This is a genomic window from Arthrobacter sp. LjRoot78 (assembly GCF_964254335.1).
Classification (GTDB): domain Bacteria; phylum Actinomycetota; class Actinomycetes; order Actinomycetales; family Micrococcaceae; genus Arthrobacter.
On sequence record NZ_CAXUTG020000001.1, the window covers coordinates 3,505,579 to 3,528,120 of the forward strand.

The window sequence follows — 22,542 nt, forward strand, 5'->3', positions numbered from 1 at the left end:
ACCGACAACATCTGCCTCCTAGGGTACCCTCAATCTTGCCCGAAGAGTCGATACAAGACACCTAATGTCCCGTTGAGTCTCAAGATCGTGGGGCTCGTCGCCTCTACAATTTCGAGGTTGGTAACCCTCGCCGCACCAGAGCTATCTCCGACATTCGCGTGCGTTATCGCCATTGACTATCTATTGATCCAGCAGGAAAAACACGAGGAGGTCGCTGATCTGCGTAAATTTGGCCCTCTTCACGCTCGACGGAGTTCCGCAGGCCTGTCTTTGACGCGGAGACAGCATGATCAACTGTGGAGTTGCGCTTCGCCTTTCCCGTCTTTGCTGTTGAATCATCCTGCCGCGTGTAGTACGTGTATGCATACGAATCGGGACCCTTAGTCGGCAGCCGGTTCAGGACTACTCCGAGCAATTCTGCATCTACCAATTCAAGGGCGTTAACAGATTTCTCGAGGTCCTGCCGTTTCACTTTTTCAGAGCCAACTACCAGGACAACGCCGCCGACGTGTTGGGACAAAACAGCCGCGTCTGTAACCGGCAGCAACGGCGGTGCATCAATGATGACTGTGTCAAAAGTCTCCTCCAGCCGTTTGATCAAATGATGCATCGATGTTGAGCCAAGGAGCTCACTCGGGTTGGGCGGGATTTGCCCGGATGCCAAGACGAACAGGTTGTCGTCGCCCCAAGGTTGCAGAAGTTCCGTGACGTCTATGTCGCTTACCAACGCAGTCGTGAGGCCAACATTACGATCCAAACCAAGATATTCGTTAATTGTCGGCCGCCGCAGGTCGGCATCAACGAGGCATACTGACTGTCCAGCCTGAGCCAGGGCTATCGCCAAGTTTGTCGCTGTTGTGCTTTTTCCCTCACCAGGCAACGACGACGTGATTAGAATCGTCCTTGCTCGGCCCGAGACGTTTGCAAATTGCAGGTTCGTCCTAAGTTGCCTAAAAGATTCGGCTCGGGCACTTTGGGGAGCCGTCTGGGTTAGGAGAGGGCTCCGGGCTGCATCTTGATCGAAGGAAATTCCGCCCAGCAGCGGGGCCCCAGTTACATGTCTGACATCAGCCTCGCCCCGAATGCGGCTGTCTAGTGTGGACCGCAGAAATGCCGTTCCTACGCCGAGAGCCAGTCCCGTCAATAAGCCAAGCAATAGATTGAGGCGTGTATTTGGGGTAGTGGGCGCGGACGGCGCTGTCGCCGGTTTAATAATTGAGAGGCTGACTGGTGACGCACCACCCTGAGTCGGCTTCTCCAGAGCATCTACAGCCTTCACAAGGCTGTCGGCCACAGCCTGCGCTATGGCGGCGGCTTGAACCGGCGAGTCATCCACCACGGAAATGTTGATAAGCACTGTGTTCAGGTCAGCACTAGCCTGAACACGGGATGCCAGCTCAGCTGATGAAATGTCCAGGCCCAGCGCGTCAATGGCGGGCTGGAGTACTAGGGGGGAACCCACAGTCTTCACATAGGACTGGACGCGGGCCTGTCCGAAAGTATTACCTTGCTGGAGTTCTTGGACTGATCCAGAACCTTGGATCGCGACAAATAGCTCCGTGTCGGAAGAATAGGTCGGGGTAGTCAGAACGGACGTGGCTCCCCCGATTAGCAAGCCCGCAAGAGCTGTACTGACTATCAAAATCCAATTGCGGCGCACCAGACGCGCGTACTCACGTATATCCAAACCGGGTCCCCTTGTGTCGGTTCCTGGAAGCACCCAGGCGGCTACTCCTAGCACGGCGGAGTTCATAATGTCGTAGCAATCATACCCGGCCACCGCCGGCGACATATGCCGCCCCCGACAGCGTGAGCACCGAACGCCGCTGAATGCACAACCTGGGGCCCGGCACCTCATGCTGATGTGAGCCGGTGATCGATGGCAGGATGTTCTCACCCCTGCCTGTGCCTGTCACTGGCGATAGAGCACCTTGCCGCAAATTCGCTAGAATTACGTCGAGGTGTACAAACGTCTTGCTGGCTTCGGACATGATCAACATTCAGACGTTGACAGAGCGAAATAGCCGAGGCAATCTAAAGCCCCGCCGAACGAGCATGGCACTGGTCGTATGCCATCTAAAAGTGAAAAGCCAAACGACCCCCGAGGTAACCGCAGCAACAGCTAGCTGAATGATTTCTGCGCTAATCGATGCTTGAACATTTCTCGACACAACGGCGCCTACGAGCATTCCGCTCAGCCCAATTACCGCCGCCCACGCGATCTGCTGGACGAATCCTTGTATCAAACGTCTACTTACACGTGGATTTTGCCAGTTGACGACGGCGATCAGGCATATTAGCGCTCCTCCTTGCGAGATGGCTAGTGCCCAACTGGCCCATAGCACGTCTCGAGTAGTGATCATCGCAAGTATGGGGGGCAACATCGCCCCGGCCATGCACCATTGAGCGGTGCGAGCGGGCCCAAAATCGCCCCTCATCTCGAAACTACCAGCCATCAACGTGAATGGGATCGAAAATGCAAACCCTACAGCGAGCATAGAGGTCATGGAACCCGCCAACTCCCACCCAGGTCCCAACCATAAGTTGACCAGTGTCGATCCGTTAACTGACAGTATCGCGAACCCGGGAAACGCCACGCCGGCTGAAAGCAATGCCGCGTCACAAACGGCCTCTTGAAACGACGATCGTCCTCGTATATTCCTCCAGTGAGGTTGTGCGATTCTGCTCTGTATAGCTGTCAGGGCTGTGGCAGGCATTTGCGCCAGCGCCACGCCTTTTGTGAAGTGTCCGAGGGCCGCGGCCCCTAGTGTCGTGCTGACAAGCCATCCGGGGGCCTGTTGAAGGACCATAAAGCCCATGTTCTGCGTTGTAATCTTGCGCCCAAACGTGAATAGAGCTCGCTTGTTCAGCGAAGATCCAGCCAAGTAGACCTCATGCTGAAGGCAACAGGCGGATATGGCCAAGACAATTGGCGTGATCGCCAAGGGAACGCCGAGAACCCACGCCTGCCTCAACCACACGGCGAGCAGGAGTCCTGCCCCGTTGGCGGCCACAAATGTCACGAGGACAGTCACCGCGTCGCGCTTCAAATTTGTCTCTCGTCGCAGTAGCGCTGACTCAACAGCTCCGGTTGGGCCGAAGGCCTGTGCCACGGCCATCGTCAGAATAAATTGGCCGCCTTCGGGGGCTTGGAGCAGAACTAGCCAAAGGGGCGCAATGAGGACGTAGGCGGTGGCTGTCAAGCCACCAGTGAGGATCGCGATTCTACGGATACTACGGATGTGATTAGAAGACAGCCTGTGTTCCTTTAGAAGGAACGACGGTAGGCCAGTAGTGGTCAGCAGCGTCAGTAAGCCCATTAGGCTTAGCGCAGCGGCAAAGCCTCCGAAGTCCGCTGGCAGGAATATTCGAGAAGTGACCCCTGACACGACAAACTGGGCGAGGCTAACAAATATCTGACAACCCACCGCCCATTTCGCTCCAGCAGCTGCCCTCTTGACGCTGCTCACGAATGTGCGATCTGCCGACGCTCGAAGGTGGCAATCGCCTTCTCGTAGGAGCCCAGATATGCGGTAGCGATGGCAGGTGCCGAGTACCTCTCGGCCACCAAGTACTGACCTCGCCGGATTAGAGAAGAACGCACCTCCGGATCATCATGGAGTTGCAGCATTCCCCGAAGAATTTCTTCACTGCTTTTGACATCGACAAGGAGGCCAGCCTTGCCGCCGTCAAGAGTCCAGGCGACACCGCCAGAATCGCGTCCACCAATAATGGGAACGGAGTGGGACATGGCCTCAAGAAAGCACATCCCCTGGCTCTCTTCGAGCGACGCGTGACACAGCATCGTGGACTCACTCAAGTGGTGAGATACCCCCGCGCGTGACTGCCGCCCGAGAAATTGGACCCCACGTGACAACCCAGATAGGCGCGCCCAGCCCGCTAATTCGTCCTCGTTACCCAACCCAGTGCCTATGAGTCTCAGCTCTGCCCCGGGGGTGAGGTCCCTGAACCCTTTGAACGCTTGCAGCAGAGTGCGCACATTCTTGAGTGGAGTAGCGTCGGCGATGTCCAAAACGACTGGCGCCCTCCCCTGCATCAGTGAAGGGCGCTCGATGACGCTAAATTCTGGTGAGATATTAGGGACAACTCGCACCTGTCCGCGGAAGCGCATTTGGCGTTTCCATTTGGCCGCCAAATCTGGGGAAACTGCCGTCACATCCGATGCGTAAAAACGAACTCCAAACGCTAAAGCAGTTCTCAGGGCTCTGTAGGCATCAGGCATCCGCCTCAGAATTGTCAGGGGTGCGTCATGGACAGTAAGTACATTTGGGATACCCGAAGTCACGCCCACCCAGCCGAATTCGTAACTCCAGTGCGCGTGGACAACGTCAACCTGGACCCTCATAAGTTCGTTGGCCATAATCCTTCGTTCCCGTCGGAATAGATCCAACGCACGGTCGCGCGCCCGTTCTCGATATGGTACGACTGAAACGAAGAGGTTTTCCCCCTCGAAACGCTTCACACTGCCTATCTCGGGGGAAGCAGTAATCAGATGCACAGTATGGCCCGAACTCAAGAGCGACCTGACCAGGCTGTTGACTGGCGTCCCACCCAATCCTTGCGGCAAATTCTCAGGCTCGAGGCTCAGGCAGCCCGCAAATTCGCGCGGGCTACATGGGCCAACAACTGCGATTCTCACTTGGTCATACTCACTTCAGATTGGCGGTCTTGGCCGAAATTGCCGGTAAGGCTGCGGTAAAGGTGGGCATATTCTGCGGCTCCTCGCCCCGGAGAAAGATTCGGGGCGGGCCTGGTCCCGCTCACTGGAACATACCCGGATTCTGGCAAGGCAGACGCCCAACCGTCGCGATCCTCTAAGGAAATATGCTGAACGCCATCGATTCCTTTTGCCCAAGATAGCCCTGTGGAATCAGCTACCAAACAGGGTGCTCCGGCTGCGATTGCTTCCGCGAGAGCTACGCTCATCCCTTCGTGCAGTGAAGACAGCACGAAGACACCAGCACTCTTAAGCGACGCGAGTGGAGCGCCCGTGCCACGGTAGCGGAGTTTACCGGACTCGGCTAGCTCATCCAGCATCCGGATTTCCTGCAGCGAAGCTTGCGACTCGTTACCGTGGTGGGCAACAGAATAACCACTGGCAATCAACTGACGGAGAGCCATTTCATGGTTTTTCACATGAGCACAGTTACCTACAAGCGCGGCGAGTCGTGAATCTCTTGTCCGATGGGAACCGGCTTTACCGGCGTCTATGTAATCTGACGAAACCCAGTTATATATCAACTGGGAAGTGCGTCCCCATTTCGACTCGTTTGCAGCGACATCAGGCGAAGGAGAAACGAATCGTGCCACCAACTTGTCCGCCAGATATCCCTGTATTCGTCGGCTAATTAATGCCCTTCCACGTGGCCGAAAAACACTATGGAACGTCCGCACAATGGGAGCTCTACTCGCCAGGCGTGAACTCAGCGCCGCAGGGAGGAAAGCTGATTCCGTGTGAATGTGGACAACGTCTGGGCGCTCCATCCGAAGAACTCGTGCGAGCGCGCGGCAGCCAGACAGCGACCGCAGTGTGGGGATCACATGAACTTCGTACCCCGCCTCGACTAAGACGGAGTGAAAGGGATGTTCCGGCCCTTGGCCAATTATTACACCCCTAATACCCTCATTTGTAAACTCATCAGCAGCGGAAGCCAACATGCGCTCCATCCCGCTAGGGTACAGCGCCCCCAAGAGATGCACGACCTTAAGCGCGCCCATTTGATTTCCTTTCCCACACCGTTATCACCACGGCGTCTATGATTTGGTCCCCGCAAGCGGGATCAATCAACACCGTCTCAAGATCGGTTGCTTAAGATACTTTGCTATTTCCAATAAAGGACGGATATAGACTGACCCCCACAACCAGTAGCTAGTTGCCCCCATTTAGCTCCAGTCAGGAAATGCTGAGATTTATACTAATATATGGTTCTCTACTTAGCTGTGATCTGAGACTTGAATCTTCTCTGAACTTCCCGCATCCACCACAGAACGTAGGTGGCAGAAATGTACAAAATCCAGGAATTTCTATTCCCTTTGCGGAGGATTCGCCGAAGGGAACCAAAGTTTCCACCGCCTTTGGGCCCGGTAAAACGAGCCCACTCGCGAAGAAGAGTCGTGGAACTGGGAGGGGAGTTCCTGGGGCAAGAGCCGTAAGTACCTGGCGCTTGCACAACTCGGATACCGGCTCTAATGCATCTGAGACCGTAATCTATATCAGCCAGGCCGTGTGAGAAGTCTCCGTCAATTCCACCCAAGAGCAGAGCGACAGGGCCTGGTACCAGCACCAGGTTGCCGTTGAAAGTTTCGACGTCCTGAACCGCGTCGGAGGGACCCACTCGATCGAATCGCAGCGGATGCGCTCCGCTGCGTCGCAGTCCGGAATATGAGACTATTCCTGAATCCGGGTCTCTCATAGCCCCAATCACAACAGAGCCAGGATTGCCCAAAGCGCAAGTGGCGAGCCGATTGATGGCATCCATATCAAGTACAACATCGTCGTTCAGCCAAAGCACGTGATCCAAATCGCTCAGGAGCGTGCTGTTCATCAACGCCTCTTCCGCTGTAGCCATGCTACGAGCCCAGAAGGCGGATCCGTCGCCTCGGATCAAACTGACATCAAACGGCAGGTCAGATACGATCGCGGCAGTACCGTCGGTAGATCCGTCATCATAGACGGTGAACGAGATATCGATGCCAGCCGCCTGCGCGGAGCGCCACGCGCCATTCAGGCTTTGAACTGTCAATTGCACGCGATTGTGACAGGCAACAAGTACATGCAAGTTCATTTCCTGAGCATCTCCAATGCGCTGATGACTCCGTTGAGGAAGTTAGAAACCATGGTATCCAAGGTGTACTTTTCCCTCGCTTCTGCACAGCCATCGCGGAGCGAGGCCATTAACTTCTCATTCTGCAGAGTCTCCACAAGTCCACGAGCGTAGGCATCCACAGCGTCCTCCGTGATCACCGCATTTGTGTACGGCTCAAGGTACTCAAATTCCACAGAGTGCCATTTCCACTGCGTTGTAACGATCGGCGTCAGACCGGTGAAGCTATCCACCGCCACCAAACCAACACGACCGGGCATGGCGATGACTTGAGATGCCGCGATTGCCAGAGCCTTGTCAGAGCCAAAAACCGGCCCCAGGTAGCGGACATTCGGATTGGCGGCGGCTGCCAACTCTGCCAACTCTTGATCATCCCCTGAACCGGCCACGAGGAGTCTGAAGTCCGGATCCAATCTGGCTGCCTCAGTCGCTGCCTCAAACAGGAACGGCAGTCGCTTGCTGCGGTCAAGGCCTCCCACAAACAGCGCCGTCTTGCCTCGGAGATCGTGCTTCATCTTGAAAGACGCCAGACTGTCCCTATCGACATTGCTCAGATCTTCGCGGAGGGTCCTCGTATCGATTGAATTCTGCACAACCGTGATTTTCTCCCGCGCCATACCCGAGTTGGCCATGGCTTCCGCCCCTACGGGCGTGTACGCAAAGAACCAGCTCCCACGTCGAGTTAGCCACTGCTTGAACCAATCCTGCAGCCGACTTACCTTCTTTGTGTAAGTCTTGCCATGTCCCCAGAATGCTAGTGGCTCGCGTCTCATGAGGAGTTCGTATGTTTCGAGATTGCGGACCGCCTGCTCAACGATAATCAAATCATTTTGACCAGCTCTCTCGACAGCCGCCAAATCTTTACGGTTGAAAGATCTGCCTCCATTAACCGATATGAAATGGGTTTCAAGTTTTGTAAAGCCGGCGGCCGACATGGTGTCCCGTCGTTCCTGCCACTCGGGCGGCGTCTCACCGTAGAATACGTTGATCTCCACACCCTTATCGCGGCCCTGAGCTATCAGTTGCCGAAAAAAACCGACACGATACTGTGGAAGCCACGGATGAATGATCGCGACTCTCATTTGAGCCAACGATCATTCATCACCAGGCGACGATGACCACTCATTGTAAGCCGCAGCCAGTGCTCTCGAAAATCGCTAGGTGAAAAGCGTTGGCCGATCACAGTTGCGGGATTGCCTGCAACTATCGAGTTTTCAGGAACATCGCGCGTCACGACGGAGCCAGCCGCCACGATAGAACTATCGCCCACGGAAACTCCAGAGAGCACAATTGCCCCATACCCTATCCACACATCCGAACCTATGACAGTATTAGCGCTCAGATCCTGCGGAAAATTTCCGACCCATCGACTTCTGCGAATACTCGTTCCCAAATCATGAATATCGTGATCCTTGCGTCCGACAATTCCGGCGAGATTCGCTATCAGAACTCCGTCCCCTATTTCGCCGTCAACCTCGATCGTGACGTTTTTCCCTACGTAGACCTCGTCGCCGATTTCTAGACTCAATGGAGCCCAGATTACAGATCCAGGACCAGCATGAAAGTCTCTTCCCACGCTGACGTTCTTCCTGACAGCTAGACTCCTGAGCACTGCCGATTTTACTCGTTGGACCAACATCTCATTCTCTCCTGCTATGTCGCCGCTCTGTTGACCCCATCCGAGACCACCATCGTGACAGTTGGTCAGATTACACCTTTACGCGTGGCTGCACGCAGAAAGACTAAATTGCCGACGAGATATCGACGCCATAGCCTCTTGGGCTCAGTAGCGAACCTGAATAGCCATTCGAGCCCGACCTTCGAAAGCCACGCCGGCGCCTCGACTTTAGTGCCGGCGGAGAAATCAAACGCCGCACCGATTGCCACTGCGTTCAGACCGGCAGCCGCGAGCCGCGCCGCTTCAAAATCCTGCTTCGGCGTTCCCAAACCCACCCATACGATCTGAGCACCCGACTCTTTGATCTGTTGATCTTGATCGATCTGCTCGGCCGGCGACATCTGCCGGAACGGAGGGCTGAAGCTTCCCACAATCTCGATACCCGGATAGCGATTCTCGAGATTCGTCTGAAGCTTTTCGAGTGTTTTCGGTGTTGATCCAAGAAGGTAGTGCCGAATTCGGAATTCTCGTCCGAAGTCCATAACACTCTCGAAAAATCCGGGGCCGCGGACTTGGACCAGCCGACCAGAGCGAAGTCTGTTTAGGACCGAAATGGGCTTCCCGTCGGGAAAGTTGTAGGCAGAATCGAGAAGACACTTGCGGTAGTCAGCATCCGACTCTGAGAGCGCAATGCTGTACGCGTTTAAGAAGTGAACATCGAGACCAGCCCCGGCGCGACCCACAACATCAACAATGAATTTGACCGCCTCGACGGGTGTTGAAATACAAAACGGAATTCCTGCAAACTTGCTTTTGTCCATGATGACCCCCTCCTCATATATAGACAAAGTATTCTCCTGGTTGGATGCCGTTGGCACTTGATATCTAAGTTAGCTCCATCGCCCGCGGCATCGACTACGGCACAGACTTGACCAAGGATATCAATCTCGCGACCAATCGCTGTCACTGCGTCAATGAGGCTTCGGCTTCATTTTGCGTCATCATAGTTTCCGAGTCTCGAGGGTGGTCTTCCACTCCCGGCTCGGGGACTATGATTGGGGCGTTACGAGTCTTAACATCGTCGCGCGGCCCCATAGGTTGCGCGATTATTCTTTCACGGGGGCACTATGACCAAGCGCGCGCTAATCACCGGCATTACTGGGCAGGACGGTTCCTACCTCGCAGAACTCCTGCTGAGTAAGGGCTACGAGGTGCACGGACTTATACGTCGGGCATCGACATTCAACACAGCACGAGTCGACCATCTTTACGTCGATCCTCATGACCCGAGCGCAAAGCTCTTTTTGCACTACGGCGACCTCAGCGACGGTGCCCGGCTGGTCACATTGCTGGCTGAGATAAATCCCGACGAGGTCTACAACTTGGCGGCTCAGTCGCATGTGCGCGTATCGTTCGACGAGCCGGAACACACGGCCGACACCACCGGAGTCGGAACCATCCGGCTCCTCGAAGCTGTACGGATGTCCGGCATCAACACCAGGTTCTACCAAGCCTCCTCTTCGGAAATGTTTGGAGCGACTCCGCCTCCACAGAACGAAGACACTCCGTTCTATCCGCGGTCGCCGTATGGGGCAGCAAAGGTCTACAGCTACTGGATTACCAAGAACTACCGCGAGGCGTACGGAATGTTCGCAGTAAACGGTATTCTTTTCAACCACGAATCACCCCGCCGCGGCGAGACGTTTGTAACCCGCAAAATTACCCGCGCCGTGGCCGCCATCAAAGCGGGCAAACAGGAACTGCTTTACATGGGCAACCTCGATGCGGTCCGCGACTGGGGCTACGCCGCAGAATACGTCGAAGGTATGTGGCGAATGCTCCAAGCCGACGAACCTGATGACTTCGTGTTGGCTACAGGCGGAAACTACACTGTTCGTGACTTCCTTCAGATCTCCTTTGAACACGCAGGTCTAAACTGGGAAAACCATGTGAGATTCGACGAACGTTACCTACGCCCGACTGAAGTAGATGCTTTGGTGGGCGATGCATCCAAAGCCCAGGAAAAGCTTGGTTGGAAAGCCTCAGTTCACACGCCAGAACTAGCCCGGATCATGGTCGATGCCGACATCGAGGCTTTGAAGCACGCTGGCAATGCTTGGATTGACACTGTAAATCTCGACAGCTGGAAGAACTAGTGAATTCAGAGCTCGATTTTGTTCCAGGCAAGCTGGACCGATCATTACCTTTTTATGTCGCTGGACACCGTGGACTTGTCGGCTCGGCTATCTGGCGAAAGTTGGAAGGCGAGGGCTTCAATAATCTGATCGGACGTACTTCGGACGCACTGGACTTGAAGGACCGCAATGCGGTCTTCGATTTCTTCGCCGAGACGAGACCGCGTTATGTAGCGCTTGCCGCCGCAAAAGTCGGAGGCATCCTTGCCAATAATACGTACCCAGTGGATTTCCTCAGCGATAACTTGCGCATCCAGGTGAACGTGCTGGACGCTGCCGTCGAACACGGCGTGGATCGGCTGTTGTTCCTCGGCTCGTCTTGCATCTATCCGAAGTTCGCGCAACAGCCGATTCGGGAGGAGGCGCTCCTGACCGGACATTTGGAGCCAACAAACGACGCTTACGCCATTGCCAAGATAGCCGGGATCATGCAAATACAGGCCATAAGAAGGCAGTATGGCCTGCCTTGGATCTCAGCAATGCCTACGAACTTGTATGGGCCGGGTGATAATTTCTCCCCCGAAGGCTCGCACGTCCTGCCGTCGCTTATACGGCGATACGACGAAGCGGCCCTGTCTGGGGCGCAAAGTGTGCGCAACTGGGGAACTGGCTCGCCACGCCGTGAGTTTCTTCATGTCGACGACATGGCCGCCGCGTGCTTGCACTTGATGGAGAACTACGATGGACCCTCCCAAGTAAATGTGGGAACCGGCACCGATGTCACCATTAAGGAACTTGCGGGCCTTGTTGCCGAAGCGGTTGGCTATAAAGGGGACATCCAGTGGGACACATCAATGCCTGATGGCACTCCTCGTAAGCTGCTCGATGTCTCCAAGCTGACTTCAGCTGGCTGGTCAGCTTCAATTGGCCTAAGCGACGGCATTCGGTCAACAGTCGCGTGGTATCGCGAAAATGCTGCATCTATCCGAACCTAGATCACGCCGTCAGTGACGGAACAATGTCATTTGCGTCTAACTAAAGTGGGGGAAATCTGATGCCTGCGGGCACTGACTGGAGGCTCCGATCTTCCCGCCTCTTGCGGGGTGTTGATGCGTTTGTCGTAGTCTGGGCCGTGGTGGGAGCCTTCATTATCCGCTTCGGCATCGAACCAGACTTCGTAATCGTCGGTCAGGAATTCACCTATGCCTGGCTCTCCGTCGCGCTGGCCGTCGTTTGGTGGGTAATGCTCGGAGCCTGGAATAGCAGACAGCCTCGAGTCCTTGGTGCCGGCCCAGACGAATACAAGCGCGTCGCAGCGGCCTCACTTTGGCTATTCGGACTGGTGGCTATTGTGTCCTACGTGTTCCGAGTTGACACCGCACGAGGGTATGTCGGCGTCGCGCTTCCGGCAGGGCTGATTGGCCTGCTCCTCGGCCGGTGGCTCATTAGACAGCACCTGAGCGTCAACCGTCAGCGCGGTCTCAGCATGTCGCGGCTACTGCTTCTCGGGGGCCCCAGCGCCATCGCACATCTGGCGGCCTCCCTCGAGGGAGCCAAACATGCTGGTTATCTACCTGTCGCTGCCTACACACCCGGAACGCACGAGGGGCCCGGTTTCGAGGCGGAGTCGGGCCTTCCTGTACTGGGATTCAAGCCAGATGCGCGTTCAATTGTTGATGCAATAGACGCATGCGGAGCGGACGCCGTGGCTGTATCAGCCGGCGTACAACTACACCCCCAGACGCTGCGTCATCTAGGGTGGGAGCTCGCCTCACGCAATATCGGGCTTATCATGGCTCCCGCTCTCACTGACATAGCGGGTCCGCGCATCCACACACAGCAGGTCGCGGGACTCCCGCTAATCCACGTGACAACACCTACGCTGGAGGGTGGTCAGCGAGTGGCGAAGAGACTATTTGACGTCGTAGTGTCCGGTCTTCTGATAATGATATCGGCGCCCATCATGGTTGTCGTGGCGTTGACCATTGCGGCCGACAGCCGCGGACCCGTGCTGTTCCGACAGGACCGGGTTGGAATCGAAGGTAGCCATTTCCAGATGTTGAAGTTCCGTTCCATGGTGGTCGACGCAGAACAGCGCTTAGCAACGCTGGTCCGCCACAACGAAGGTAGCGGCGTCCTCTTCAAGATGAAGAATGATCCCAGGATCACACGAGTCGGCCGGTTTCTGAGAAAGTTTAGCTTGGACGAACTGCCGCAACTCTTCAACATATTTGCAGGCTCCATGAGTCTGGTTGGACCACGCCCTCCACTCCCATCCGAGGTTGCGGCTTACGAGCACGATGTCCGACGCCGACTGTTGGTCAAACCCGGACTGACTGGGCTCTGGCAGGTCAGTGGGCGCTCCAACCTCTCATGGCAGGACTCTGTCCGGCTCGACCTTTACTACGTGGAGAACTGGTCGCTCGCTGGCGATCTCATTATCCTCTTACGGACATTCCGCGCTGTATTCCGTGGAGCCGGCGCCTACTAACCCATTTCTTTTGATAAACCCTTGCTGGGGAAGGAACAAACCTATGCGAATCTCTGTCATCGGCTGCGGCTATCTTGGGGCCGTCCATGCTGCATGCATGGCAAAGCTTGGACATCAGGTAATTGGAATTGATGTGGACGAGGCTAAAATTGCCGCCCTTTCGAATTCGAAAGCACCTTTTTACGAGCCTGGACTCGACGAGCTCCTAGAGGAAGTCCAGGCTTCTGGACGGCTGTCATTCACCACAGATATGGCAGAAGCGGCCGCCAGTAGCGTCCATTTCATCTGCGTAGGCACCCCTCAAAAAAAGGGAGAAAACGGTGCCGACATGACTTTCGTCGACGCGGCAGCTAGCGATCTTCTGGAACACTTAGGACCGGGCGATCTGGTTGTCGGAAAATCGACAGTCCCGGTTGGGACAGCTTCTCGCCTTTCCGACGTAATACGAGCGCAGGAGCCTGATGCTCACTTGGTTTGGAACCCTGAATTTCTTAGGGAGGGCCACGCTGTTGCGGACACGCTTAGTCCTGATCGATTCGTGTACGGAGTTTCGGACGGCTCTGAAGATCACCCGGCAGTCAGTGTCCTCGACGAGGTGTACTCTGCTCCGCTCGCCGGTGGAACGCCACGTCTCGTCACAGATCACCCAACTGCAGAGTTGGTCAAGACCGCCGCGAACTCATTCCTAGCCACCAAAATCTCTTTTATCAATGCAATGGCTGAGCTCTGCGAAGCTGCCGGGGCGGACGTTACACAGTTGGCTGACGCTATAGGCATGGACGACCGCATCGGACGCAAATTTCTGAACGCAGGTATTGGTTTCGGTGGCGGTTGCTTGCCCAAGGACATCCGGGCATTCATGGCTCGAGCAGGCGAATTGGGTGCGGACCAAGCCCTTACATTCCTGCGGGAAGTCGACTCCATTAACATGCGGCGGCGGACGCGAGTGGTCGAACTAACTCGCGAACTGTGCGGCGGCACCCTGCTGGGCAAGCGTATTACAGTTCTTGGCGCAGCATTCAAGCCGGAAAGTGACGATGTTCGCGACTCCCCTGCGCTCAGTATTGCTGCGCAACTCCAACTGCAAGGTGCCGTTGTGACGGTAACGGATCCCAAGGCTCTAGCAAACGCTGCCAAGCGATTCCCGGAACTACACTACGAACCCGAGACGCACGTTTCAGTCGAAAAGGCTGACGCCCTGCTCCTGCTTACGGAGTGGCAGGAATACCAGAATCTGGACCCATACGAACTTGGCAGACGTGTAGAATCTCCCCGAATTCTTGATGGACGCAATGTCTTGGATTCGGAGAAGTGGCGAGCCGCTGGTTGGACCTATCGCGGGTTAGGACGACCCTAACGATGACTCACATGGACGACGAGCAAAACCATGCCTTCACCAGCCCTAGCCGCCCCCAAGGCAGCACCAAACGCAAGCGGCGCCGTGCCCTTCTCACTTCGGCGGTTGTGCTTGGAGCGGTGGGACTGCTGCTGCTGGCTGCTGGAGCTTGGTTGGCTACAAGAGCGACCATCGTCAAGAACGAGCTGGAGGCGGCTGCCCAGTTAATACCTGTGCTGAAAGCGAATATCTCGGAAAACAAGCCGGAAGATGCCACAACTACAGTTGATCAGATTCAATCCCATACTCGAGCGGCGCGTGATGCTGTTGGAGACCCAATCTGGACTTTAGCCTCGGTCGCCCCAGGGCTGGGTCCCAACTTCAGTGCCGTCGCTGAAGTTGCGCGTTCATCTGACGACGTCTCCACTCTGGGCGTCGCACCGCTGGTCAAGGTCTTCGAATCCTTGAATTGGGACAGCCTGATGCCGAGCAGCGCCGGAACCAATCTGAACCCCCTCCAAAAAGCATCCCCGAACGTCGTGTCTGCAGCCCATGCCGTCCGAGTAACTGCAGATCGTCTCGAGCGAATTGATACCAGCAATCTCTTGCCTCAAGTGGCTGAACCATTAGCGCGAGCACGCGAGCAACTCAAGGCAGTGACCGGAGCGTTGGACGCTTCGGCCGATGCCTCAAAAATTGGCCCTAAGATGTTGGGCGCCCAAGGCCCGCGCAACTACTTGCTCGTCATCCAGAACAATGCGGAAGCCCGCGCCTCCGGCGGCATTCCGGGAGCTCTTGCAGTATTAACACTCGATCAAGGGAAACTCTCGCTCGGCGCGCAGAGCAGCGCCGGAGATGTTGGCATCATGCAACCAACTTTGCCCGTCGATGCCGAACAGCAACAGATCTACTCGGGACGCCTCGGCAAGTACATGCAAGACGTCAACCTCACCCCTGATTTTCCCACCACCGCCAGCACTGCCCAGGCAATGTGGGAGAAAAAAACAGGACAACGAGTCGACGGAGTGATCTCGATGGACCCTGTAGCGCTGGGTTACATTTTGGACGCCACTGGCCCGATCAAAATCAGCAAACCAGAGCTAATAGCTTTGGGCCGTGGGTTGCCAACAGAGTTGACCGGCAAAAATGTTGTGCAGACCTTGCTGTCCGACGTGTATGCCAAGATCGAACAGCCGAAATTGCAGGATGCATACTTTGCTGGTGTGGCACAAGAAATCTTCGCGGCACTGTCCAGCGGCAAAGGTGACGCCAAGGCACTCGTCGACGGAATGACTCGGGGAACCGCAGAGGGACGAGTTTTACTGTGGTCCGGCAATACTGATGAACAGTCCAATATCGCCAAGTATCCCCTGAGCGGCTCAATCGTGGGGCCCAGCGTCTCTCCCGCCCAGTTCGGCGTCTACTTCAACGATGGCACTGGCGCGAAAATGGATTACTACGTTAAGCGGACGGTTCAACTCGTTGCAGAGTGCACAGGTGATGACTATAGGCAAGTGAAAGTCCGGATTACAAGCACTAACACCGCCCCCGCGGACGCCGCAAAGTCCCTACCTGCTTACGTGACTGGCGACGGCGTCTTTGGAATACCTCCAGGGACAGTTCAGACAAATGTTATTGCCTACGGTCCTGCCCAAGCCAACATCGAAACCGCAATGGTTGACGACAAGAAGACAGATTTCGCGGCACACAGACACAGCAACCGGCCCGTCGGATCCGTGACCGTTACTTTGGCGCCCGGACAAAGCAGCACTGTGGAATTGACGTTCGGAAAAATTGTCCAACACACGGAACCCACCTTGGTTGTCACGCCGACCGTCCAGCCTGTCAGAGATGTGGTCCGCCCCACGAAACATGCCGAATGCGCGCCGGAAAAGTAGACATCGCGTTAACAATATGTAAAGCGACTGGATTCACTTTGGTAACACACGTCACGGGATGCTAACGTCTACTTGGGCACAGCAAATGAGATTTCAACCTACGGTCACTCGACGGTCTCGGAAATCTCCACCAATCACGTGACACATCGTATTTACGGTCTCAGGGGGACTCATGAAGAAATCACTTGCAGCAATCGCACTTGCAGGTTCCATCGCACTTATCGGCGCCGTTCCGGCCGTCGCAGCACAGTACCCGGCACCGGCTGCTGTAGTAGCAGTAAGCAACGCCTCACCGGGTCCGGGCGAGACGTTCACCTTCCGTGGCCGCGCAGCGGCCTTCTTCAACAACGAGCCGTTGTCCATCACGGTTACGCCGACGGGCGCCCCCGGCGCTGCCGGTAGCGTCTCCAACGGCAGCCGCACGGTCTCCGGCAAGATCACCCTTCCGTTGGCACCGCAGACGTTCTCCACCACGGCGGCTTCTGACGGCAGCTTCGCTTTCCCGCTGAGCATCAACGAAACTGGCACCTTCACGCTGACCGCGACGGGTCTGACCTCCGGAAAGAGCGAATCAGCAACGGTCACCGTTGAAGGCGCCGGCCTGGCAAACACCGGCGGTGCCCCGCTGGCAAACACCGGAACCGGCCTTGCCAACACCGGTGCAGACGCCAGCCTGGTTCTCTGGTCCCTGGTGGGCGCAGGCGCACTGGCTGCCGGTGCAACCTCGGTTGTCGTCGTTCGCCGCCGCGCCAAGGCTGAGGCCGCAGCGTAAGGCTGAACCAACAAGCACCAAAGAGGGTGGGTGGGCTCCGGGAAGCCGGAGAACCACCCACCCTCTGCTTTTAAGGTTTCGACAAGCTCAACCACCGACGTTGAAATTACTCAACCACCAAGTGTGGTACTTATTAGTGGCATGGGGAGACATTGGCGCAGGCCACGCTGGCAATTCGATATCGCAATACCGCTTCCCCCTCCACAAGCACTCCCCCATATCCTCTTGGGACTCCTAGCCATCGCTTCACTGGTAGTGGCAGCCCTGGCGCTTCTCCGGACGTCCTGAGGCCTGCTTGAAGCGCCTCGAGCAGCCTCAGCTTTGGCGGGGATGCCTCGTAGCCATGATGGTGCCGCTGGCTCTGGTAGCCTTCTGGCCCAGCCCCGTAGACAAACCCGTCCAGGGCGAGCTTGCGGGATTTCTTTTCCTCATCCACGCCCTGGGAATTCCCGGCTGGGTAAATTACTCGTTCATCGAAGCCACGGCCAACGTGGTGCTATTCGTGCCGCTCGGAGCAGTGGCTTCACACGCATTACCGAGAAAACGGCTTTGGCAGCTTGGCGCCTTCGGTCTGATGGTCTCCGGCTGCATGGAGCTGGGGCAGCAGCTCTTTCTTCATGATCGTTCCGCGAGCCCGCTGGACCTTGTCACAAATACGGCCGGCTGTGTCATCGGGGCCTTGGCGGTTCGGGCTGGAATGCGGGCGTTTAAAGACCGACAGGCTCAACGCCAGGTGGCGTTGAGCCTGTCGGGAAGCGATTGATGAACCGACTTACTCGTTCACGAATTCCTTCATCCACGTCTTCAATTCTTCACCGAAGTCCACGCGCTCCGAGGCAATCGAGATAACAGCCTTGATGTAGCTGAGCTTGTCTCCGGTGTCGTAGCGGCGCCCGCGGAAGACCACGCCGTACACGCCGCCGCCCTCGCCCTCGGTGGTGGCCAGAGTCTGCAGGGCATCCGTCAGCTGGATCTCTCCGCCACGGCCCGGCTCAGTTTCTTCGAGGACGTCAAACACAGCGGGGTGCAGCACGTAACGGCCGATAACGGCGAGGTTAGACGGAGCCTCATCCACTGACGGCTTCTCAACCAGCCGGTTCACCTGGAAGTAGTTCTCGCCGTCCACAGGAGTAATGTCCGCGCAGCCGTAGGCACTGATCTGCGACGGGTCCACTTCGATCAGGGCGATCACGGAACCGCCGGTCTTGGCCTGGACATCGATCATGATGCTCAGGAGGTCCTCCTGGGCATCAATGAGGTCGTCGCCCAGCAGGACTGCAAACGGCTCGTTCCCGACGTGCTGGCGGGCGCACAGCACCGCGTGGCCCAGGCCCTTCGGGTCTCCCTGCCGCAGGTAGTGCAGCGGCGCGAGGCTGGACGCGTGCTGAACGGCCTCCAGCCGCTCCAGGTCGCCTTTCAGCTCCAAGGTGCGCTCCAGAGCCGGGGCCCGGTCAAAGTGGTCTTCCAGAGCGCGCTTCGAGCGGCCCGTGATCATCAGGAGATCATCCAAGCCAGCTTTAACGGCTTCTTCCACCACGTACTGGATTGCGGGCTGGTCGACAACCGGCAACATTTCCTTCGGCATCGCCTTGGTTGCGGGCAGGAAGCGAGTTCCCAAACCGGCAGCAGGAATGACGGCTTTTCTTACTGATTTCCCCAAAGTCATAGCTGAACCATACAAATCGATTGTGGAAACTGGCAATTCGCTGCTGAGATTACGACGGTCGGTTTGGACGATTTCGACGAGCTCAATCACCGGCGGTTTCGCTCCCCACCGACTCCCCAACTTCGCAAGCTCAGCCGAGGACCCCCGTCAGCGTGGGCCCGGCTCAACCACCGATGGGTACACCTGCCCATCGCAGGGATTTCCCTTACAAGGACATACTTCTGGTTGCACCATTTACAAATATATTGGGGGACATTTTGAATATCGACCAGCAGCCTGGCATGCCGCAGCAGCCGGTGCACAACGGATGGCAGCAGCCCGGCCAACAGAACCAGCCCGGCTACCCAGACCAGCAGGCCCATGGCCAGCCGCCGTACCCCCCGCGCGCGGACCAGTACAACTTCAACCAGCCTCCCTACGGCCCGCCTCCGCCCAAGGGCGGTTTCCCCGTCTGGGGTTGGGTGGCCAGCGGCGTCGGTGTGGTGGCAGTCCTGGCAGTCGCCGGCGTGATGGCCCTCGGCGGCCTCGGTTCAGCTAAAGAGCGGGAACCGGCCCCTGCACCCACGGAGAGCACCGGCAGTTCTGCATCTGCCGAAGCAACCGAGGAAGCCACTACCGACGAGTCCTCGGCCGCAGCCTCCGGCGACGAAGACCTGTACATCTTCCAGGACGCCGACTTCACCTCGCCGCCCGTCTGGTCTGTCCAGCTGCCCGCCGGGTGGACTATGTCCGACGCCAAGGACGGCACCACCCAGTACCGCAGCAGCGACAACCCCTGCCTCTTCACCACCCACCAGGCGGTCCTGCCGCCCAGCGGTGCCGTCACGGATGAGGAGGCAACGAAAGCCTCCATGCAGGCGGAAATTGAGGGCGTCAAAAAAGCAGCCGCCTCCCCGGTCACCGTAGTGACCGACGCTGAGTCGCTCTACACCAAACTGCGGAATGCGGACGGCCGCGTGATCGAGCTGCAGGAAGCCGAGCTGCGGTTCAAGAACAAGATCGACGTGGACCTGGTGGTCCGGCTCGCCGTGCGCGCCATGCCGTCCGGAACCGGACTGATGGAACTCGACCTCGCCTGCCCTGCCAACATGCCGACAGAATCAGACGTGTGGACGGAACTGACGGGCAGCGTCACCATGGTTGACGATCCGGCGGTTTAGTTTCACCGGTTCTTGAAGACCGGGGTCCGCTTCTCCTGGAACGCCTTGAAGCCCTCTGCGTAGTCCTCGGACTTGCACAGCCGGGCCTGCTCCGCGTTTTCTTCCTCCATGGCCTCCCAGAGGCCAAGGCGCTGGTCGCGGATGTGGGCCACCAGGTCCTTGCTGGCGTTGAAGGCACCCGTGGCTCCCGTGGCAACCTTCGCCACGATGCCGCGGGTGTTTTCCAGCAGCTCCCCCTTGGGCATGGCACGGCTGAACATGCCCTGCGCCACGGCCTCGGCGCCACTCATCAGCTCGGCCGTGTAGATCAGGTCCAGCGTGCGGTGCATGCCCAGCCGCTCGGTGAAGTACCAGTGCCCGCCGGAATCCAGCGTGGCGCCCAGCTTGGCGAACGGCGAACCGAACTTGGCGTCCTCCGCCACGTACACCACGTCCGTGGCCAGCAGCAGGCCCAGCCCCACACCCAGGCAAGCGCCCTGCGCCGCCGCAAACGTGGGAGCCGGGAATGCTGTCATCTTCTGCAGCAGAGGCTGCAGAAGCCCGCCCAGGTAGCCCTGGACGTCGTCCGTCTCCGGCGTCACGCCGGCAATGTCCCGGCCGGCGCAGAAGGCGCGTCCCTCTCCCCTGAGTAGCAGCGCCCGCACCTCACCGCGCGAGGCGGCGGCAGCGGCGTCGTCGTACGCCTGGGTTAAATCCTTCAGCGCCTGCTCGTCCAGTGAGTTCAGCTTGTGCGGGGCGTTCAGCACAACCTCGGCGATGCCGTCGGCGATGGAGAGGGAGATCATGGGGCTCCTGTTCGTGGCCGTGACAGCCGGGTTGGAAAGGCTTAGACGTCGAAGTCGACCGTGACGTCCGGGGTGGTGGGGTGGGACTGGCAGGTGAGCACGTAGCCCTTGTCCAGCTCATCCTGCTCCAGGGCGTAGTTCTCGTCCATCGTGACGGCACCCGTGACCACCTTGGCGCGGCACGTGCCGCACACTCCCCCGGCGCACGCGAACGGCACGTCCGGGCGCACGCGCAGGGCGGCGTTGAGGATGGATTCGCGTGCATGGGTGGGGCTCTCCACCTTGCCCTCGAGGCCGTCCAGCTTGAACGTGATCTTGTACGTCGCCTTGGACTCGTCCGCGATCACCGGGCGGCCGATGTTGCCCTCGGGGCGGTCCGGCTTGCCGGAAGTGAACAGCTCGAAGCGCACATGCTCCGGCTGCACGCCGCGGGCTGCCAGGGTGTCGCGGCACAGCTGCACCAGCTCGAACGGCCCGCACAGGAACCACTCGTCCACGTCGTCCGCGTGGATGGCGGTGCCCAGCAGCGCCTGGAGCTTCTCGGCGTCGATCCTTCCGCTCAGCAGCGGCGCGATGCGCTGCTCGCGGGACAGCACGTGGTGCAGGGCCAGTCGGCTCGGGTATTTGTCCTTCAGGTCCGCCAGTTCCTCCAGGAACATCACGTCCATGGCGGCCTTGTTGGCGTAGATCAGGTCGAAGCGGGTTTCCGGGTTGGCCGCCAGCAGCGTGCGGGCAATGGCGATCACCGGGGTGATGCCGGAACCGGCGGCGATGGCCACGAAGCTGCCGGGCTCCCCCGCCAGGTCCTCCGGGTGGTTCATGGAGTTCATGACGTTCTGCTCAACGGTCTTGCCGTCGCGGCCGTGCTTGGAGACGAACGCGCCCATGGGGCTCATCACGTCCAGCTGGTCGCCGGCCTTCAGTTCAGCGTTCGCCCACGTGGAGAACAGCCCGCCCAGGTCCTTCTTGATGGCCACGCGGATTTCGCTGGTGCCGTCTGCGAAGCTGCGCGGCTCGGCGCAGATGGAGTAGCTGCGGCGCACCTCGTGCGGCTGGCCGTTCTCATCCGGCATGGTGGTGCGCAGGGCCACGTACTGGCCCGGCAGGTAGTCGTACTGGCCGGCAAGCTCCGCCGGAACCCCGAACGTCACTTCGATGGCATCATCTGTGAGCCGGCGGACTTCCGCCACCGTCAGCGTGTGGAAGGACGCACGACGGCGGCCGGTGGCCGTGGCCTGTTCGGCGGCAGTCTGGCGGACAACAGTCATGGGAGCACCTGTTCCTTACAAAACTTTGAAGTAGTCGAACGGTTCCTTGCAGTCCTGGCAGACGTACAGCGCCTTGCAGGAGGTGGAACCGAAGCGGGTGAGTTCCTTGGTGTTCAACGATGAACACTGCGGGCATTTGACGGCCAGGCTCAGGCGGACGGGCCCGGCGTGGCGAACTGCATTGCTGTGGCCGCTGGGCGGCGCGATGCCGTACTCCTGCAGCTTGGCCTTGCCGGACTCGGTCATCCAGTCCGTGGTCCACGCCGGGCTGAGCACCAGCTCCACGTGCACGTTGGGGTAGCCCTCCTTGGCGAACACCGCGTTGAGGTCATCGCGGATGGCGTCCATGGCCGGGCAGCCCGAGTACGTGGGCGTGATGGTGACCTGGACGGCGGGCACCATGCCGCCGTCGTCGAACAGCTTCACATCGCGCAGGATGCCCAGATCCGCAATGGTGAGCACCGGGATCTCGGGATCGCACACCGTGGCGGCGAGGTCCCAGGCCTTCTGCTCCGGAGTCTTCGCTTCCTTGCGGTCGCTCTCCGCGGTGGGGTGGCTGACGTACATG

Annotated in this window: 20 protein-coding genes and 1 pseudogene; 8 read left to right on the forward strand and 13 right to left on the reverse strand. The window is 58.1% G+C overall.

Going from position 1 to position 22,542, the window contains the following annotated elements; all coding sequences use genetic code 11:
* Nucleotides 1-163 precede the first annotated feature (163 nt).
* From ACSQ1X_RS16295 to ACSQ1X_RS16335, 9 genes and pseudogenes are all read right to left on the reverse strand, one after another.
* Nucleotides 164-1,687: a polysaccharide biosynthesis tyrosine autokinase gene (locus tag ACSQ1X_RS16295; protein ID WP_436058408.1), complete on the reverse strand. Its 1,524-nt coding sequence runs from the start codon at nucleotides 1,685-1,687 to the stop codon at nucleotides 164-166.
* A gap of 313 nt (nucleotides 1,688-2,000) precedes the next feature.
* Nucleotides 2,001-3,470 carry an oligosaccharide flippase family protein gene (locus ACSQ1X_RS16300; RefSeq protein ID WP_436058409.1) on the reverse strand — a complete coding sequence of 490 codons (1,470 nt, stop codon included), beginning with the start codon at nucleotides 3,468-3,470 and terminating at the stop codon, nucleotides 2,001-2,003.
* Entirely contained in the window at nucleotides 3,467-4,660 is a 1,194-nt protein-coding gene (locus ACSQ1X_RS16305; RefSeq protein WP_436058410.1) for a glycosyltransferase family 4 protein, read from the reverse strand. The genes ACSQ1X_RS16300 and ACSQ1X_RS16305 overlap by 4 nt, the downstream gene beginning before the upstream one ends.
* On the reverse strand, nucleotides 4,657-5,157 hold the full coding sequence (locus ACSQ1X_RS16310) for a glycosyltransferase (RefSeq protein ID WP_436059354.1): 501 nt from the start codon (nucleotides 5,155-5,157) through the stop codon (nucleotides 4,657-4,659). Before ACSQ1X_RS16310 ends, ACSQ1X_RS16305 begins: the two co-directional genes overlap by 4 nt.
* 96 nt (nucleotides 5,158-5,253) lie before the next feature.
* A pseudogene (locus tag ACSQ1X_RS16315) lies at nucleotides 5,254-5,739 on the reverse strand (glycosyltransferase family 4 protein); the annotation flags it as partial.
* Between the two features lie 212 nt (nucleotides 5,740-5,951).
* The gene (locus tag ACSQ1X_RS16320; protein ID WP_436058411.1) at nucleotides 5,952-6,806 is read right to left on the reverse strand and encodes a glycosyltransferase family 2 protein; all 855 of its coding nucleotides are present in this window, start codon (nucleotides 6,804-6,806) and stop codon (nucleotides 5,952-5,954) included.
* Nucleotides 6,803-7,927 carry a glycosyltransferase family 4 protein gene (locus ACSQ1X_RS16325; protein WP_436058412.1) on the reverse strand — a complete coding sequence of 375 codons (1,125 nt, stop codon included), beginning with the start codon at nucleotides 7,925-7,927 and terminating at the stop codon, nucleotides 6,803-6,805. The genes ACSQ1X_RS16320 and ACSQ1X_RS16325 overlap by 4 nt, the downstream gene beginning before the upstream one ends.
* Nucleotides 7,924-8,373: an acyltransferase gene (locus ACSQ1X_RS16330; protein WP_436058413.1), complete on the reverse strand. Its 450-nt coding sequence runs from the start codon at nucleotides 8,371-8,373 to the stop codon at nucleotides 7,924-7,926. Before ACSQ1X_RS16330 ends, ACSQ1X_RS16325 begins: the two co-directional genes overlap by 4 nt.
* Before the next feature lie 176 nt (nucleotides 8,374-8,549).
* Entirely contained in the window at nucleotides 8,550-9,284 is a 735-nt protein-coding gene (locus ACSQ1X_RS16335; protein ID WP_436058414.1) for a WecB/TagA/CpsF family glycosyltransferase, read from the reverse strand.
* 306 nt (nucleotides 9,285-9,590) lie between these two features.
* Here ACSQ1X_RS16335 and gmd point away from each other — a divergent pair, with 306 nt between their 5' ends.
* The 7 genes from gmd to ACSQ1X_RS16370 all read left to right on the forward strand — a co-directional run bounded on the left by gmd (nucleotide 9,591) and on the right by ACSQ1X_RS16370 (nucleotide 17,858).
* Complete coding sequence (gmd, locus tag ACSQ1X_RS16340; protein WP_436058415.1) at nucleotides 9,591-10,619, forward strand: GDP-mannose 4,6-dehydratase; 1,029 nt, start codon at nucleotides 9,591-9,593, stop codon at nucleotides 10,617-10,619.
* A complete protein-coding gene (locus tag ACSQ1X_RS16345) occupies nucleotides 10,619-11,593 on the forward strand; it encodes a GDP-L-fucose synthase family protein (protein WP_436058416.1) in 975 nt (324 codons plus the stop codon). Before gmd ends, ACSQ1X_RS16345 begins: the two co-directional genes overlap by 1 nt.
* Nucleotides 11,594-11,652: 59 nt before the next feature.
* A complete protein-coding gene (locus tag ACSQ1X_RS16350; RefSeq protein WP_436058417.1) occupies nucleotides 11,653-13,089 on the forward strand; it encodes a sugar transferase in 1,437 nt (478 codons plus the stop codon).
* Between the two features lie 43 nt (nucleotides 13,090-13,132).
* Complete coding sequence (locus tag ACSQ1X_RS16355) at nucleotides 13,133-14,446, forward strand: UDP-glucose dehydrogenase family protein (protein ID WP_436058418.1); 1,314 nt, start codon at nucleotides 13,133-13,135, stop codon at nucleotides 14,444-14,446.
* 11 nt (nucleotides 14,447-14,457) lie between these two features.
* Entirely contained in the window at nucleotides 14,458-16,323 is a 1,866-nt protein-coding gene (locus ACSQ1X_RS16360; RefSeq protein WP_436058419.1) for a DUF4012 domain-containing protein, read from the forward strand.
* A 172-nt stretch (nucleotides 16,324-16,495) separates the two neighbouring features.
* Nucleotides 16,496-17,095, forward strand: a complete 600-nt coding sequence (locus tag ACSQ1X_RS16365) for an LPXTG cell wall anchor domain-containing protein (protein ID WP_436058420.1) — start codon at nucleotides 16,496-16,498, stop codon at nucleotides 17,093-17,095.
* A gap of 343 nt (nucleotides 17,096-17,438) precedes the next feature.
* A complete protein-coding gene (locus tag ACSQ1X_RS16370) occupies nucleotides 17,439-17,858 on the forward strand; it encodes a VanZ family protein (RefSeq protein WP_436058421.1) in 420 nt (139 codons plus the stop codon).
* Between the two features lie 9 nt (nucleotides 17,859-17,867).
* On the opposite strand, the gene galU is transcribed toward ACSQ1X_RS16370, so the two are convergent.
* On the reverse strand, nucleotides 17,868-18,761 hold the full coding sequence (gene galU / locus ACSQ1X_RS16375) for a UTP--glucose-1-phosphate uridylyltransferase GalU (protein WP_347898788.1): 894 nt from the start codon (nucleotides 18,759-18,761) through the stop codon (nucleotides 17,868-17,870).
* Between the two features lie 281 nt (nucleotides 18,762-19,042).
* On the opposite strand from galU, the gene ACSQ1X_RS16380 reads away from it, so the two are divergent.
* A complete protein-coding gene (locus tag ACSQ1X_RS16380; RefSeq protein WP_436058422.1) occupies nucleotides 19,043-19,921 on the forward strand; it encodes a hypothetical protein in 879 nt (292 codons plus the stop codon).
* Nucleotides 19,922-19,923: 2 nt separating this feature from the next.
* On the opposite strand, the gene ACSQ1X_RS16385 is transcribed toward ACSQ1X_RS16380, so the two are convergent.
* From ACSQ1X_RS16385 to paaD, 3 genes are read right to left on the reverse strand one after another with little or no spacing between them, the layout of a single operon-like run.
* A complete protein-coding gene (locus ACSQ1X_RS16385) occupies nucleotides 19,924-20,706 on the reverse strand; it encodes an enoyl-CoA hydratase/isomerase family protein (RefSeq protein WP_436058423.1) in 783 nt (260 codons plus the stop codon).
* A gap of 41 nt (nucleotides 20,707-20,747) precedes the next feature.
* Nucleotides 20,748-21,974, reverse strand: a complete 1,227-nt coding sequence (gene paaE, locus ACSQ1X_RS16390) for a 1,2-phenylacetyl-CoA epoxidase subunit PaaE (RefSeq protein WP_436058424.1) — start codon at nucleotides 21,972-21,974, stop codon at nucleotides 20,748-20,750.
* 15 nt (nucleotides 21,975-21,989) lie between these two features.
* Nucleotides 21,990-22,541, reverse strand: coding sequence for a 1,2-phenylacetyl-CoA epoxidase subunit PaaD (gene paaD, locus ACSQ1X_RS16395; protein ID WP_055804572.1), 552 nt, complete (start codon nucleotides 22,539-22,541; stop codon nucleotides 21,990-21,992).
* Between the last annotated feature and the right edge of the window lies 1 nt (nucleotide 22,542).